This is a genomic window from Defluviimonas sp. D31 (genome assembly GCF_033436765.1).
In the GTDB taxonomy this organism is placed as follows: Bacteria; Pseudomonadota; Alphaproteobacteria; order Rhodobacterales; family Rhodobacteraceae; genus Albidovulum.
The window spans coordinates 379,454-392,490 of sequence record NZ_JAWQFN010000003.1 but is presented as its reverse complement, the minus strand read 5'-3'; the positions used below and the strand labels follow the sequence as shown (position 1 = coordinate 392,490).

At 68.1% G+C, this 13,037-nt stretch carries 13 protein-coding genes; 6 read left to right on the top strand and 7 right to left on the bottom strand.

Annotation, left to right across the window (positions count from 1 at the left end; all coding sequences use genetic code 11):
• Positions 1-4: 4 nt before the first annotated feature.
• Positions 5-2,038 carry a penicillin-binding protein 1C gene (gene pbpC / locus R5H32_RS08290; protein WP_318338211.1) on the top strand — a complete coding sequence of 678 codons (2,034 nt, stop codon included), beginning with the start codon at positions 5-7 and terminating at the stop codon, positions 2,036-2,038.
• Positions 2,039-2,135: 97 nt separating this feature from the next.
• Here pbpC and R5H32_RS08285 read toward each other — a convergent pair whose 3' ends face one another.
• The 4 genes from R5H32_RS08285 to R5H32_RS08270 all read right to left on the bottom strand — a co-directional run bounded on the left by R5H32_RS08285 (position 2,136) and on the right by R5H32_RS08270 (position 5,729).
• Positions 2,136-3,314 carry an acetyl-CoA C-acyltransferase family protein gene (locus tag R5H32_RS08285; RefSeq protein ID WP_318338210.1) on the bottom strand — a complete coding sequence of 393 codons (1,179 nt, stop codon included), beginning with the start codon at positions 3,312-3,314 and terminating at the stop codon, positions 2,136-2,138.
• A gap of 32 nt (positions 3,315-3,346) precedes the next feature.
• The gene (locus tag R5H32_RS08280) at positions 3,347-4,183 is read right to left on the bottom strand and encodes a metallophosphoesterase (protein ID WP_318338209.1); all 837 of its coding nucleotides are present in this window, start codon (positions 4,181-4,183) and stop codon (positions 3,347-3,349) included.
• Between the two features lie 132 nt (positions 4,184-4,315).
• On the bottom strand, positions 4,316-5,056 hold the full coding sequence (locus R5H32_RS08275) for a metallophosphoesterase (protein ID WP_318338208.1): 741 nt from the start codon (positions 5,054-5,056) through the stop codon (positions 4,316-4,318).
• Between the two features lie 64 nt (positions 5,057-5,120).
• The gene (locus R5H32_RS08270; protein WP_318338207.1) at positions 5,121-5,729 is read right to left on the bottom strand and encodes a dimethylsulfonioproprionate lyase family protein; all 609 of its coding nucleotides are present in this window, start codon (positions 5,727-5,729) and stop codon (positions 5,121-5,123) included.
• Between the two features lie 215 nt (positions 5,730-5,944).
• On the opposite strand from R5H32_RS08270, the gene R5H32_RS08265 reads away from it, so the two are divergent.
• The gene (locus R5H32_RS08265; RefSeq protein WP_318338206.1) at positions 5,945-6,763 is read left to right on the top strand and encodes a GNAT family N-acetyltransferase; all 819 of its coding nucleotides are present in this window, start codon (positions 5,945-5,947) and stop codon (positions 6,761-6,763) included.
• An 84-nt stretch (positions 6,764-6,847) separates the two neighbouring features.
• On the opposite strand, the gene serA is transcribed toward R5H32_RS08265, so the two are convergent.
• A complete protein-coding gene (gene serA / locus R5H32_RS08260) occupies positions 6,848-8,443 on the bottom strand; it encodes a phosphoglycerate dehydrogenase (RefSeq protein WP_318338205.1) in 1,596 nt (531 codons plus the stop codon).
• Between the two features lie 87 nt (positions 8,444-8,530).
• Positions 8,531-9,688 (bottom strand): phosphoserine transaminase, encoded by a 1,158-nt coding sequence (locus tag R5H32_RS08255; RefSeq protein ID WP_318338204.1) that lies wholly within the window; start codon positions 9,686-9,688, stop codon positions 8,531-8,533.
• Positions 9,689-9,842: 154 nt separating this feature from the next.
• On the opposite strand from R5H32_RS08255, the gene serB reads away from it, so the two are divergent.
• From serB to R5H32_RS08235, 4 genes are all read left to right on the top strand, one after another.
• Entirely contained in the window at positions 9,843-10,715 is an 873-nt protein-coding gene (gene serB / locus R5H32_RS08250) for a phosphoserine phosphatase SerB (protein ID WP_318338203.1), read from the top strand.
• 160 nt (positions 10,716-10,875) lie between these two features.
• Complete coding sequence (locus R5H32_RS08245; protein ID WP_318338202.1) at positions 10,876-11,205, top strand: metalloregulator ArsR/SmtB family transcription factor; 330 nt, start codon at positions 10,876-10,878, stop codon at positions 11,203-11,205.
• The gene (locus R5H32_RS08240) at positions 11,205-11,642 is read left to right on the top strand and encodes an SRPBCC domain-containing protein (protein WP_318338201.1); all 438 of its coding nucleotides are present in this window, start codon (positions 11,205-11,207) and stop codon (positions 11,640-11,642) included. Before R5H32_RS08245 ends, R5H32_RS08240 begins: the two co-directional genes overlap by 1 nt.
• 17 nt (positions 11,643-11,659) lie before the next feature.
• Positions 11,660-11,971 carry a hypothetical protein gene (locus R5H32_RS08235; RefSeq protein WP_318338200.1) on the top strand — a complete coding sequence of 104 codons (312 nt, stop codon included), beginning with the start codon at positions 11,660-11,662 and terminating at the stop codon, positions 11,969-11,971.
• Between the two features lie 4 nt (positions 11,972-11,975).
• On the opposite strand, the gene R5H32_RS08230 is transcribed toward R5H32_RS08235, so the two are convergent.
• A complete protein-coding gene (locus R5H32_RS08230) occupies positions 11,976-12,971 on the bottom strand; it encodes an asparaginase (RefSeq protein WP_318338199.1) in 996 nt (331 codons plus the stop codon).
• Positions 12,972-13,037: the final 66 nt, after the last annotated feature.

The following is a 13,037-nucleotide window of genomic DNA, read 5'->3' as shown; positions in this document are numbered from 1 at the left end:
CCCGGTGCGCGCCACAGCACCCATAGCCCTCGCGGCGGCGCTTTTCGCGACAGCATTGGCGCGCGACGCGGCCGACCTCTGGATCGACCGGACCGAGCTGCCGCCGCTCGCGGTCGAGACCGGGACCGAGGTGCTTGCCCGCGACGGTACGCTGCTCCGCGCCTTCACCGTCGCCGACGGGCGCTGGCGGCTCGATCCCGGCCCGGTCGATCCACTCTTCACCGGCATGCTCGTGGCCTACGAGGACAAGCGGTTCTTCTCCCATGCCGGCGTCGATCCCCGCGCGCTTCTCCGCGCCGCGGTTCAGGCGGCCCTGAACCGCCGGATCGTCTCCGGCGGCTCGACGTTGACGATGCAGGTCGCCCGCCTCCTCGAAGAGAGCGGCACCGGGCGACTTACCGGCAAGCTCCGCCAGGTTCGGGTCGCGCTGGCGCTGGAACGGCGGCTGACTAAAGCCGAGATCCTCGGGCTCTACCTCCGCCTTGCGCCCTATGGCGGCAATCTCGAAGGCCTCCGCGCCGCCTCGATCGCCTGGCTCGGCAAGGAGCCGCGCCGCCTCACCGCCGCCGAAGCGGCGCTCCTCGTCGCGCTTCCGCAATCGCCCGAGACCCGGCGGCCCGACCGCTTTCCCGGTGCCGCGCGGGCGGCCCGTGCCCGGGTGCTGGCGCGGATGGCCGGGGCCGGCTTTCTCGACCGCGATCGCGCCAAGGCCGCGCTCACCGAGCCCGTGCCGACGACGCGCAAACCCTTCCCCGCCCATGCCCCGCATCTCGCCGAGCGGCTGCGCCGCGCCGATCCCGCGGCCCGGACGATTCCGACCACGATCGACGCCCGCCTGCAAATGGCACTCGAAACCCTCGCCGCCCGCGCCGCCCGGCACGCCTTCGCCCGCGCCTCGCTCGCGCTTCTCGTCGCCGATCACCGGACCGGCGAGATCCTCGCCTCGGTCGGCTCGCCCGACTGGACCAACGACCGCCGTGGCGGCTTCATCGACATGACCCGCGCGATCCGCTCGCCCGGCTCGACGCTGAAGCCCTTTGTCTACGCGCTCGCCTTCGACGAGGGGCTCGCCCATCCCGAAACCCTAATCGAGGACCGCCCGACCGCCTTCGGCACCTACGCCCCGCAGAACTTCGACCGGAGCTTCCGCGGCACGATCCCGGTGCGGCAGGCGCTACAGCTCTCGCTCAACATCCCGGTCGTCAGCCTGACCGAGGCGCTTGGCCCGGCCCGCCTCCTCGCCACGCTCCGCCGGGCCGGGGTGGAGCCCGCGCTGCCCGGCAGCCAGCCCGGCCTCGCCGTGGCGCTCGGCGGCGTCGGGGTGACGCTCGAAGACCTGGTCCAGAGCTACGCCGCCCTCGCCCGCCTCGGCGCGCCGGTCCGGCTCTCGGTCCTTCCCGGCGACGCCCGACCGCTCGACCGCAGGCTCTTCGGACCCGAGGCGGCCTGGCTCACCACGGACATCCTCGCGGGCCTCGCCCCGCCGGCGGGCGCGCCTTCGCACCGGCTCGCCTACAAGACCGGCACCAGCTACGGCCACCGCGACGCCTGGGCGATCGGCTTCGACGGCCGCCATGTCGCCGGGATCTGGATCGGCCGCGCCGACGGAGCCTCGGTCCCCGGCGCCTTCGGCGGCGAGCTTGCGGCCCCCCTTGTTTTCGAGACCTTCGCCCGGCTGAAACCCGCCCCGGATCCCCTGCCGCCGCCGCCGCCTGCGACGCTCATCGTCGCGAACGCCCGCCTGCCGCAACCGCTGCAACGCTTCCGCCCGCGCGGCGCGGCCTTCGCCGCCAGTCCCGACGCGCCGGAGATCGCCTTCCCGCCCGACGGCGCCGAAGTCGAAACCCCCGGCGCGCTCGCGCTCAAGGTCCGGGGCGGCACGCCGCCCTTCACCTGGCTCGCGAACGGCGCCCCGGTGATCCTCGCCCTCCGCACCCGCGAATCCGCCCTTCACAAACCGGACGCCGGCTACCTCACGCTTTCGGTCATCGACGCGAAAGGGCGGAGCGCCACGTCCACCGTGACCCTCCGCCCCTGATCTTCTACATTGTCGAAATACCCAGGGGCGTCATCCATTGGCTCGCCATTGGTTCAAGAACCAATGGACGACGGGCAGCGCCCCCGGCCTCTCCGCCTCAGATCCGCTCGATGGCGAGCGCGATACCCTGACCGCCACCGATGCACATCGTAATCAGCGCCTTCTTGCCGCCGATCCGCTCGAGTTCGTAGAGCGCCTTGATCGTGATTATCGCCCCGGTCGCCCCGATCGGATGGCCGAGCGCCACCGCGCCGCCATTGGGATTGACCTTGGCCGGATCGAAGCCGAGCCCCTTCGTCACCGCGAGCGCCTGCGCCGCGAAGGCTTCGTTCGACTCGATGACGTCGAAATCGCCGACCGACAACCCGGTGCGCTTCAGAAGCGCCTCGACCGCCGGAACCGGCCCGATCCCCATCACCTCCGGGCGCACACCGGCATGGGCATAGCCCAGCACCCGCGCGCGCGGCTTCAGCCCGGCCTTCTCAGCCGCCCCGGCCCGCGCCAGGACCACGGCGGCGGCACCGTCGTTGATGCCGCTCGCATTGCCCGCGGTTACCGTGCCGTCCTTCTTGAACACGGTCTTGAGCCCGCCAAGCGCCTCGAGGCTCGTCGCCTTCGGGTGCTCGTCGGTGTCGAAGACGATCGTGCCCTTGCGCGAGGCGATCTCGACCGGTGCGATCTGCTCCTTGAAGCGCCCCTCGGCGATCGCCTTCGCCGCGCGGTTCTGGCTTTCCAGCGCGAAGGCGTCCTGCGCCGCGCGGCTGATGTCATGCTCGGCGGCGACGTTTTCGGCGGTCACGCCCATGTGGCCGGTGCCGAACGGACAGGTGAGCGCCCCGGTCATCATGTCGAGCGCCTTGGTGTCGCCCATCTTCTGTCCCCAGCGCGCGGCCTGCATCGCGTAGGGCGAGCGGCTCATGCTCTCCGCCCCGCCGGCCAGCGCGAAATCGGCATCGCCGAGGCTCAGAGACTGGACGCAGGAGACGATCGCCTGCACGCCCGAGCCGCAAAGCCGGTTGACGTTCATCGCCGGCGTCCCGTTCGGCACGCCCGCCTGCATCGCGGCGACGCGGCTGAGATACATGTCGCGCGGTTCGGTGTTGATCACATGGCCGAAGGCGACATGGCCGATGCGCTCGCCCTCGACGCCGGCGCGCTCGAGCGCGGCCTTCGCCGCGACGGTCGCGGTGTCGATGGGCGCCATGCCGGCCAGTGCGCCGCCGAAGGTTCCGATCGCGGTGCGCGCGCCGGAGAGAATCACGATATCGTCGCTCATTCAAAGCCTCCTTGGTCAAATCCGAGGAAACTCTAGGCGCCGCGCTGCAGCATGACCAGCGTGATTTCGGGTGGCTGGAGAATCCTGAGCGGAAGTCCGGAATAGCCGATTCCGCCCGAGACGATCAGGTGCCGCCCGCCCTCGCGAACATGGCCCCAGGCATAGCGCCCGCCATGGGCCGAGGGTGTCATCGGCCGCCATCCGAGAAGGTTCGCCTGGCCGCCGTGCGTATGACCGGAGATCTGCAGGAACGCGCGGGCATCACCTTGGGCGAAGTAGTCCGGCTCATGCGCCATGAGGATCGCCGGCGCGCCCTCGGGCACTTCGGCGAAGGCGGCGTCCGGGTCGTGCAGACCGGGATGGCCGTGCCGCCTCAGCGCATGCTGGCTGTCGATCCCGGCCAGCCAGAACCGCCCGCCACCGTGTTCGAGGCAGATCGCACGGTTCGCAAGCAGGGCGATCGGGCTGGGCTCCAGCGCCTCGGCGACAGAGTTGCGGGAAAACCCGGTACTCTGAGCAAGCCTGCAGTCCCACCAGTCGTGGTTGCCGAGCACCGCCGCGATGCCGAGAGGCGCCGAAAGGCGGCTGAGTTCCGCCACAACCGCTTCCGCCGGTTCGCCACGGCCCGGGAGCTTCGCGTCGGCAATGAAGTCGCCCGGCAGCAGGATCAGGTCGGCACCGAGCGCATTCGTGATTCCGACGATGTGGCGAAGCGCCGGGAGCGGCGTCCAGGGTCGGCAGACATGGAGATCGGCCAGGACGGCGATGGTCAGGTCCGGCAGGGTCCAGCCCGGATCGGCGATCCTGTGGCGGACCAGCCGGGGATTCGACCGCATGGTCATCGGTGCGAAGAACCGTCGCGGCTTCATCGCTGGCCACCTGTCGTTTCTGTCACGATCGTCGTTGAGCAATCCGGATTCACCCCTCCGATCAAGCACCGAAGCGGCGCGGCCCGCAAGAGCCCGGCCAATGCGCCCTTCGCCCGGCTGATCCCGCGGGTTTCAACAAGTCGGTACGATCTCGGTGCGCCCCTCTGGGCCAAGCCGCCAGACCCGCCCCTGCTCGATCACAACAGCCGTCAACGCGCGGCCGTAGCCGGCACCGGTGTCGATGTTCACCCGGTTGCCGTAATGCGTCGCGATATCCACCGGCGTGTGGCCATGCACCACGAGCGCGCCGTGGTCGCGCGGATCGTCGAGGAACTCGCCCCGGATCCAGAGAAGGTCGTCCTCGCTCTGCTGCTCCAGCGGAACGCCCGGCCGGATGCCCGCGTGAACGAAGACGGTTCCGCCATGCCGAAAATAGCTTGGCAGCGCGCGCAGGAAGGATGCGTGATCTTCGGGCACGCGGACCGACGCCTCCTGATGGAGGTCGAAGAGCAGTCGCTCTTCGATATTCTCGATGCCGTAGGAGGCCAGAGTGGCCGCCCCGCCAAGATTGCGGCTGACCCAGTGCAGGCTCACGCGAAGGCCCGGATCATGGCTGTCCGGGTCGTCGAGGAACTCGGCGAACATGCGGTCGTGATTGCCCTTGAGCGTCACCCAGGGCGCGCCGGAGGCTTGCCCCCGGATCAGGAAGTCGATGACGCCGCGGCTGTCAGGACCGCGGTCGACGAGGTCGCCGATGTGCACGACGGGCGCTGCCTCATCGCCGACCCGCGCGCGGTCCGCGTCAATGCTCCGATGCGCCGCCTCGAGCTTGTCGAGATGGCCGTGAATGTCGCCGATCGCATAGGTCCGCATGGTCGTCCGTCCGGCTGCCTCGGCCGGACCCTATCGCGGGCATGGACCGGGAGGCAATCGCGGATCAGGCGATCAGTTCCTCGGGATCGTCTAGGAAGGCGTAGGAATGGGTGTTCACGTCGCCCGACCATCGCCAGAGCGCAAGCACGCCCTCGGGCCCGGTGCGGAAGGCATGCGGCATCAGGCTTGGATGGTGGATCATGTCGCCGGGAACCCGCATCCGCCGGTCCTCGCCCGCGGTCCAGAAGGCCTGACCGGCGAGGATCACATAGGTCTCGTCGGCATCGTGGTTATGGAGCGCATAGTAGCTGTTCGGACGCTGGTAGAAGAGGCCAAGCCGAAGGTCAGGCGCCGGGATCGGCCCGTCGGGGCCCATCAGCGTTGTCACGGCGCAGATCGCGGCGGCGGTGTCGCTCATCCGGTCGGCGACCGGGTTGGTGCCCCAGGGGATCAGCTCCTGCGCGGCGAGGATCGCGGCGGCGGCGGGATGGTCCGAGGCCGCGAGCAGGTCGCGAATGAGCGCGTCGAGCGCGCAGGGCGGCTGCGGTGCGAAAGCCTCGGGCGCAGGCGTGGTCAGGAGCGTGTGAGAGGTTCGGTCGGCCGCCTCGCGGCCCTCGGACCGGTAGATGGAAGCGAGGGCTTCGAGAAGCGCGTCGAAGGCGGGCGGGTGCATGGCGGCGTCCTGTCCACTCAGGGAAACGGATGGAGTTTTGCCGGAAAGCGGACACTGGCGCTTCAGCGGAAGCGACGCGGGCATGTCGTTTTCCGGGGCCGTCAGGACGTCTGGTTTGAACCATGGTGGACTTTCCGACACTGGTCTTGGTTATTTCCGGCCCTTGACCGAAACCAGTAATTTGCAAGAGGCTCGATCGAAGAAGGGAATGCTGGTTGGAAGCCAATCTCGATCGTTCTGGATACCGAATGCGGCCGAGCCTGGTTGCGGATCGCTCTGAGGTGGCAGAGTGCATTTTTGGGGATGCGGAGGTCGCCAAGACGCTCGTCCACAACGTTTCCTCGCGGGACGGCGCTTTGGCAGCAACCGATGCCTGGATTGATACCCTCGCCGTCGACGGGAGGCGAAATACCGGCAACGCTGAACACATTGGCCTGTGGACCATCCGCGACATGTCCAAGGACAACCAGTTTGTGGGAATACGCGGCGTATTTGTAGCGCCGGGGTTACCACACAACACGGTGGCGACATTTGTTGCCGTCGCCCGAACCTATTGGGGTAGAGGGGTTTCAAGCGATTCATCTCGCCTGCTTTGCAGGCATGTGTTCGAAAGGTCAGACGCCGATGCGGTCTATACGCGCGTATGGCCCAAACTGAACCCTGCAAGCGACGCGGTTCAGCGCAGACTGGGATTTGTTCCCGCTGAACGGCACACGCTCAGAAATACGTTCGGCGAGGAGCGGATGAATGAAGTTCTTGAGTTCGACCTTTGGCGCGCGTCGAAACTGGAGAACGAGGGGTTCGGCGAAACACTTCGCCAAGTATCGATAAGAATCGGACAGCTTGCGGCAGAGAGCTTGCTGGAACCACGGCAGGCGGTTCAGAGAATACTGGCAGCGCTGCCTGGCGGTCTGGCGCAATCTGACGATGTTCAAGCCAAGGTAGCTGATGATCTGCAGCTTGGTTTTGAAAACCCTGCTTGGGCAACTTATCGGATGTCACGCGACAATTGGGCCGCGCGGGAGCATCGCTGACTGTCCGCTTGGTCTCTGCGCATCCGTGAGGACTCTCGTCCGTAGTCGTTGGCCGGCGCTACTAAGCAGCGCCGGCCTCTAGCCTCAGGCCACGTCGAAAACCAGCGGCTTGACCTGCTGGAACTTGCCCGTCGCCTCGAGCGCCCGCAGCACCTCCGGCTTCGGCGCCTCGTCGAGATAGAGGAGCGCGATGGCGTCGCCGCCCTGCGCCGCGCGGCCGAGGGTGAAGTTGGCGATGTTGACCCCGGCGTGGCCGAGCGTGTGGCCCAGCGTGCCGATGATGCCCGGCACGTCCTCGTTCGTGGTGTAGAGCATGTGCGCCCCGATCTCGGCGTCGATGTTGATGCCCTTGATCTGGATGAAGCGCGGCTTGCCGTCCGAGAAGACCGTCCCGGCGATCGAGCGCTCGCGCTTGTCCGTCACCACGGTGAGCTTCATGTAGCCCTCGAAGACACCGCCCTTTTCCTGCCGGGTCGTGGCGATCTTGACGCCGCGCTCGCGCGCGATGATCGGGGCCGAGACCATGTTCACGTCGGGATTGGTCGCCGCCATGATCCCCGCGATCGCGGCGCAGTTCAGTGCTTCCAGGTTCATGTGGCTGACACAGCCGTCATAGAGCACGTTGATCGCCTTGATCGGCTCGTCGGTGAGCTGGCCCGCGAAGGCGCCGAGATGCTGGGCGAGCTTCAGCCACGGCCCCATGACCGCCGCTTCCTCCGCCGTGACCGAGGGCATGTTGAGCGCGTTCTGCACGGCGCCGGTCAGAAGATAGTCCGACATCTGCTCGGCCACCTGAAGCGCCACGTTCTCCTGCGCCTCGGTCGTCGCCGCGCCGAGATGCGGGGTCACCACGACGTTCGGCAGGTGGAAGAGCGGGCTTTCGGTCGCGGGCTCCACCTCGAAGACGTCGAAGGCGGCGCCGGCGACCTGGCCGTTGGTCAGCGCCTCGGCCAGCGCGCCCTCGTCGACGAGCCCGCCGCGGGCGCAGTTAATGATCCGCACGCCCTTCTTCGTCTTGGCGATGTTCTCGGCCGAGAGGATGTTGCGGGTCTTGTCGGTCAGCGGCACATGCAGCGTGATGAAATCGGCGCGGGCGAGTAGCTCGTCGAGCTCGACCTTGGTCACGCCCATCGCCTTGGCGCGCTCCTCCGAGAGGAACGGGTCATAGGCCACGACCTTCATATGGAGGCCCAGCGCCCGGTCGCAGACGATCGAGCCGATATTGCCGGCACCGATCACGCCGAGCGTCTTGTTGAAGAGCTCCACCCCCATGAAGCGGTTCTTCTCCCACTTGCCGGCATGGGTGGAGACGCTCGCCTCGGGCAGTTGCCGGGCGACCGCGAACATCATCGCGATGGCGTGTTCGGCGGTGGTGACCGAATTGCCGAAGGGCGTGTTCATGACGATCACGCCCTTCTTCGAGGCGGCCGGGATGTCGACGTTGTCGACACCGATCCCGGCGCGGCCGATCACCTTGAGGTTGCCGGCGGCGGCGAGGATCTTCTCCGTCACCTTGGTCGCCGAGCGGATCGCGAGGCCGTCATACTGGCCGATCACGTCGAGGAGCTTGTCCTTGTCCTTGCCGAGGTCGGGCAGGTAGTCGACCTCGACGCCGCGGTCGCGGAAGATCTGGACGGCGGTTTCGCTGAGCTTGTCGGATACGAGTACTTTCGGGGCCATGATCTGGGGTCCTGTCATCTGTCCGCCACGCGGGCGGAAAACCTTGGGGAACCCCCCGCCCGTGGCGGGGGTGCAATCGCCTGGGGGTCAGGCCGCGACGGTCTGTGCCGCGATCTCGGTCTCGAAGGCCCATTCGATCCAGGGCATGAGCGCGGTCACGTCCGACGTCTCGACCGTGGAGCCGCACCAGATCCGCAAGCCCGCCGGCGCGTCGCGATAGGCGCCGGCATCGAGGGCAACGCCCAGCTTTTCCAGCCGCTTCGCGACCGCCTTGGCGAAGGCCGCGCCGTCGGCGATGCGGGCGTCGGTGAACTTCAGGCACACGCTCGTCGTCGAGGCCGTCGCCGGATCGACCGCGAGATCGGCGATCCAGTCCTTTTGCGCGATGAAGTCGCGCACCGCCTTCGCATTCGCCTCGGCCCGGGCGACCAGCGCCCTGAGCCCGCCGAGGCCTTTCGCCCATTTCAGCGCCACGAGGTAGTCCTCGACGCAGAGCATCGACGGCGTGTTGATCGTCTCGCCGGTGAAGATGCCCTCGATCAGCTTTCCGCCCTTGGTCATGCGGAAGATCTTCGGCAGCGGCCAGGCCGGCGCATGGCTCTCCAGCCGCTCGACGGCGCGGGGCGAGAGGATCAGCACGCCATGCGCGCCCTCGCCGCCCAGCACCTTCTGCCAGGAGAAGGTGACCACATCGAGCTTGTCGAACGGCAGGTCCATCGCGAAGGCGGCCGAGGTGGCGTCGCAGATCGTCAAACCTGCGCGATTGGCAGGGATCGCGTCGCCGTTCGGCACCCGCACGCCCGAGGTCGTGCCGTTCCAGGTGAAGACCACGTCGCGGTCGAAATCGACCGTCGCGAAATCGACGATCTCGCCATAGGGCGCCTTCTTCACGGTGGCATCGAGTTTCAGCTGCTTGACCACGTCGGTGACCCAGCCTTCGCCGAACGACTCCCAGGCCAGCATCTCGACCGGACGGGCACCGAGGAGCGACCAGAGCGCCATCTCGACGGCGCCGGTGTCGGAGGCGGGCACGATGCCGATGCGGTAATCGGCCGGAACGCCAAGCACATCACGGGTGAGGTCGATCGCCTCTTTCAGCTTGGCCTTGCCGACGGCAGCGCGGTGCGACCGGCCGAGCGGTGCATCCGAAAGCATGTCGAGGGAGAAGCCGGGGATCTTCGTGCAGGGGCCCGAAGAGAAGCGCGGGTTTGCCGGCCGCGCGGCCGGAGTCGTCAGATCGCTCATGGTATCCTTCCAGATAAGCGCCCCTCGTTGGGGAGGGGTGTCCCACCGCCGGAGATAGAGGGGCGCGGAGACTGGCACAAGCCGGAAAAGTGATCTAAAGCGCCGCTTGAGCCACAAAAAACGACACCCATTATCCACTATCGGAAACTTGCCCATGCATGTCGCAACGCTTCTCGCCAACCCCACCCGCGCCGACCTGTCCCGCGCCACGGTCGAAGCCCTGCGCGACGCCTGGGGCGGCGGCGAGGCGGTCTGGCTCAACCCCGGAATCGCCGCGGAATTCGCGCTGCCGGCCGTGCCCGCGAACCGCTGGGAGGCCTGGGAGGGGTTGCAGGTGCTCGGCATCGACCTCGTCGTGCAAAGGGCCGAGGGGCGGCGCAAGACAATGCTGCTGGCCGACATGGATTCGACCATGATCGGCCAGGAATGCATCGACGAACTGGCCGACATGGCGGGTGTGGGGGCACGCGTGGCCGGGATCACCGCCCGCGCGATGAACGGCGAGCTGGACTTCGAGGGCGCGCTTCTGGAACGCGTCGGCCTGCTCGCGGGCCTGCCCGAATCGGTGATCGCCGAGGTGCTGGCGACCCGCATCACCTACACGCCCGGCGGGCGCGAGCTGATCGCGACGATGAAGGCCAATGGCGGCTACGCGGCGCTGGTCTCGGGCGGTTTCACCGCCTTTACCACGGCGGTCGCCGCCCATCTCGGCTTCGACGAACACCGCGCCAACACGCTCCTCGCCGCCGACGGCCGGCTCACCGGCGATGTCGCCAGGCCGATCCTCGGCCGCGAGGCCAAGATGGCGGCGCTGCGCGAGATCTCGGCGCGTCTCGGCATCGGCCATGACGCGGTTATGGCGGTCGGCGACGGCGCCAACGATCTCGGCATGCTCGGCCTCGCCGGCGCCGGAGTCGCGCTCCACGCCAAACCCTCGGTCGCCGCCCAGTGCGAGATCCGCATCAACCACGGCGATCTCACCGCGCTCCTCTATATCCAGGGCTATACCGTCACCGACTTCGCCTGACGGACGCCACCCCACCGCCCGCGACAATCCGAGTGCCCGCCGCCCCGCGGCGGGCGCGAGAGGAAAGCCGTACGCCCGGAACGGGCGCGCTGCCGGATCACCGGTCGATCGCACATAATTAACATTTGCGTTAATTAACCGAATCTGAAATAATCTCTTCATGACGCCGCTTCCCGACATCTTCGCCGCGCTCGCCGACCCGACCCGCTTCGCCATCGTCGAGCGCCTGCTGGCCGAAGGCGAGCAATCCGCGGGCGAGTTGGCGGACATCGCCGACATCACCGCGCCGGCGATCTCGCGCCACCTGAAGGTGCTGCGCGAGGCCGGCCTCGTCACCCAGCGCATCGACGGCCAGCGGCGCATCTACGCGGTCGCGCCGCGCCCCTTGCAGGCCATATCCGCCTGGGTGATCGAACACCGCGACTTCTGGGAAGCGAGCTTCGACCGGCTGGAAGCCGCCATCGGAAACCGAAGGAAGGAGAGCCGCTGATGCCCGACCTGCGTTTGACCCGCGACCTCGACGCGACGCTCGACGAGATGTGGGACTTCATCACCACCCCCGCCGGCCTCGTGCAATGGTGGGGCCCGGAGGGCCTGAGCGTGCCCGAACACGCGCTCGACTTCTCCAGAGAGCGCCCGTGGTTTTCGGTCATGTCCGGCTCCGAAGGCCAGCGCTACAAGGTCTCGGGACAGGTCACCCATGTCCGGCCTCAGACCTCGGTCGGCTTCACCTGGGCCTGGCATGACGAGGCCGACCGGCGCGGCCCGGAAAGCCATGTCACGCTCGGCCTCGAACCGCTCGGGCCGGGCCGGGTGCGGCTCGTGCTCGACCATGTCGGACTGCCGGACGACGAGGCGGCGCAGCGCCACACCGAAGGCTGGACATCGAGCCTGAAGAAGCTGGAGCGCCGCTTCGCCCCAGCCTGACCCTAAAGGAGGAAACGATGCCGAAATTCGTATTCGCCTATCACGGCGGCAAGATGCCCGAGACGCCCGAGGAGGGCGCGAAGGTGATGAAAGCCTGGGCCGACTGGCTCACCGGCATGGGCTCCGCCGTCGTCGACGGCGGCAACCCTGTCGGCCCCTCGCAGACCATCTCCGCCACGGGCGTCGCGCCGAACGGCGGCGCCAACCCGCTCTCGGGCTATTCGCTCGTCACCGCCGCCTCGATCGACAAGGCGGTCGCGATGGCCAAGGGCTGCCCGATCCTCGAGGCAGGCGGCTCGGTCGAGGTCGCCGAGGCGATGGAGATGTAAGCCCTCAGCCCGCGAAGCCGGCGCCGAGCCGGTATTCGCCCACCACCTCGCCGGCCCGGCTCAGTATCGGGTCGGTGAGGTAGCTGCCGACGACCGGATGGCCGCGGTCGAGGACGCCCGAACGCACCAGAAGCGCCGTGATCGCCGATTGCGCCGCCTGCACCTGCCCGTCGAGGATCTTCAGCGCGATGCCCATGCGCTTTTCCGGGATCACCGCCACATAGACCGCCTCGGCGCCGTACTTGACCGAGACCCGCCCCTCCATCGCCCGCATCAGCCGCGTGCAACTCCCCCGCTCGCCGAGCACCATCTCGGGATGCGCGGTCGTGGCCCGCACCAGCCGGTGAGCGGCGCGCGAGCGCGCGTCGCCATCCTCGCGCGCGGTGGCGAACCGCGACATCGCGCGGGCGAGGCCATGCACCGTCGTGGTGAAATTCGGCGCCGAGCAGCCGTCGATCCCGTGGCCGGGCGAGGTCATGCCGGTCAGGTCCTCGAACGCCGCCTTCACCGCCTGCTGCACCGGATGCGCGACATCGACATAGCGCAGATCGGCCTTGAGATGCCGCGCGAGCGTGAGGAACCCGGCATGCTTGCCCGAGCAGTTGTTGTGGAGCCGGCAGGGCGCGGTCTCCGAGCAGATCAGCCCGTTGCGTGCCTCGTGATCATCGGGAAGCTGCGGGCCGCAGAGAAGGTCGGATTCCGACAGCCCGATATCCGCCAGCCAGCTCTCCACCGCCTCGGTATGGATCCGCGCGCCGCAATGACTTGCACTCGCCAGCGCGAGCTGGCGGTCGGTGAGCCCCGCCGCCTCGGCCGCGCCGCACTCGATCAGCGGAAGCGCCTGGATCATCTTGCAGGACGAGCGCGGGAAGATCACCGCGTCGGGATCGCCCCAGGCCTCGACGATCTCGCCCTTCTCGTCGGTGATCACCGCATGGCCGGAATGCACGCTTTCGAGCATTCCGCCCCGCCAGAGTTCGATCATCGGTATAGCCGCCATCTCGCCCTCACCATTGCGCGATTTTCTGCCGCCGGGGCTTTTCCCGTGGCGCAGAACTGGGATAAG

What these genes read in the sequence shown, in the direction of transcription:
- R5H32_RS08285 (WP_318338210.1), bottom strand. Translation starts at nt 3,314, where the DNA reads ATGAGCGACGATATCGTGATTCTCTCCGGCGCGCGCACCGCGATCGGA.
- R5H32_RS08280 (WP_318338209.1), bottom strand. Translation starts at nt 4,183, where the DNA reads ATGAAGCCGCGACGGTTCTTCGCACCGATGACCATGCGGTCGAATCCC.
- R5H32_RS08275 (WP_318338208.1), bottom strand. Translation starts at nt 5,056, where the DNA reads ATGCGGACCTATGCGATCGGCGACATTCACGGCCATCTCGACAAGCTC.
- R5H32_RS08270 (WP_318338207.1), bottom strand. Translation starts at nt 5,729, where the DNA reads ATGCACCCGCCCGCCTTCGACGCGCTTCTCGAAGCCCTCGCTTCCATC.
- serA (WP_318338205.1), bottom strand. Translation starts at nt 8,443, where the DNA reads ATGGCCCCGAAAGTACTCGTATCCGACAAGCTCAGCGAAACCGCCGTC.
- R5H32_RS08255 (WP_318338204.1), bottom strand. Translation starts at nt 9,688, where the DNA reads ATGAGCGATCTGACGACTCCGGCCGCGCGGCCGGCAAACCCGCGCTTC.
- serB (WP_318338203.1), top strand. Translation starts at nt 9,843, where the DNA reads ATGCATGTCGCAACGCTTCTCGCCAACCCCACCCGCGCCGACCTGTCC.
- R5H32_RS08245 (WP_318338202.1), top strand. Translation starts at nt 10,876, where the DNA reads ATGACGCCGCTTCCCGACATCTTCGCCGCGCTCGCCGACCCGACCCGC.
- R5H32_RS08240 (WP_318338201.1), top strand. Translation starts at nt 11,205, where the DNA reads ATGCCCGACCTGCGTTTGACCCGCGACCTCGACGCGACGCTCGACGAG.
- R5H32_RS08235 (WP_318338200.1), top strand. Translation starts at nt 11,660, where the DNA reads ATGCCGAAATTCGTATTCGCCTATCACGGCGGCAAGATGCCCGAGACG.
- R5H32_RS08230 (WP_318338199.1), bottom strand. Translation starts at nt 12,971, where the DNA reads ATGGCGGCTATACCGATGATCGAACTCTGGCGGGGCGGAATGCTCGAA.